2 protein-coding genes are annotated in these 874 nt (G+C 68.4%); both read left to right on the top strand.

Features of this window, described 5'->3' with window-relative positions:
* On the top strand, positions 1-515 hold a 515-nt coding region (locus JCM19049_RS15825), incomplete at its 5' end, for a thiamine pyrophosphate-dependent enzyme (protein ID WP_279403403.1).
* A gap of 158 nt (positions 516-673) precedes the next feature.
* A complete protein-coding gene (locus tag JCM19049_RS21465; protein ID WP_279403402.1) occupies positions 674-817 on the top strand; it encodes a hypothetical protein in 144 nt (47 codons plus the stop codon).
* The last annotated feature ends 57 nt before the right edge of the window (positions 818-874 follow it).

Genomic DNA, 874 nt, shown 5'->3' with positions numbered 1-874 from the left:
CGCTGGGCGTGGTGCGCGGCAAGCCGGGCGAGAAGGTCGTGGCCCTCTCCGGGGACTACGACTTCCAGTTCATGATCGAGGAACTGGCCGTGGGCGCGCAGTTCAAGCTGCCCTACGTGCACGTGGTGGTCAACAACTCCTACCTGGGCCTGATCCGCCAGTCCCAGCGCGGCTTCGAGATGGACTACCACGTCTCCCTGGCCTTTGAGAACATCAACTCCCCGGAGATGAACGGCTACGGCGTGGACCACGTGAAGGTCGCCGAGGGCCTGGGCTGCAAGGCCGTGCGCGTGGAGGACCCCTCCCAGCTGGCCGCTGGCTTCGCCGAGGCGAACCGCCTGGCCGACGAGCACCAGGTGCCGGTGGTCGTGGAGGTCATCCTGGAGCGGGTCACCAACATCTCCATGGGCGCCGGGCTTGACGCGGTCAACGAGTTCGAGGACCTGGCCCTTCAGGCCGGGGACGCGCCGACCGCCCTGGTGCCGCTGAGCGAGCGGACCGCAGTACTCGGCTAGGTCAGTCGTCACACTCACCCAACCGGAACACCCCGAGGTGCGCAAAGCGTGCACAATGGATACAGGAAACTGTGATCCGCCGCACGCCTTGCGCGCCTTGGCGGCACGGCCGCCACCCGGCGGGCCACACCCATCCCCGGACCCCACCGGCGCCGGGGATGGGCCAAGAACAACAACGTCAGCAGGACCATGAGGGAAAGGCGGGCCGCGGGATGAAGATCGTCATCGCCTCCGACAAGTTCAAGGGCACCCTGACCGGGGCCGAGGTGGCCGCCGCCCTGCACACCGGCCTGTCCCGGTGATCGACCCGCTGGAATGCGTCACCGTGCCGGTGGCCGACGGCGGTGAGGGGACCGTGG

The organism is Arthrobacter sp. JCM 19049 (assembly GCF_001310435.1).
The sequence above is the reverse complement of the archived record's forward strand: the minus strand, read 5'-3'. Positions and strand labels throughout refer to the sequence as shown.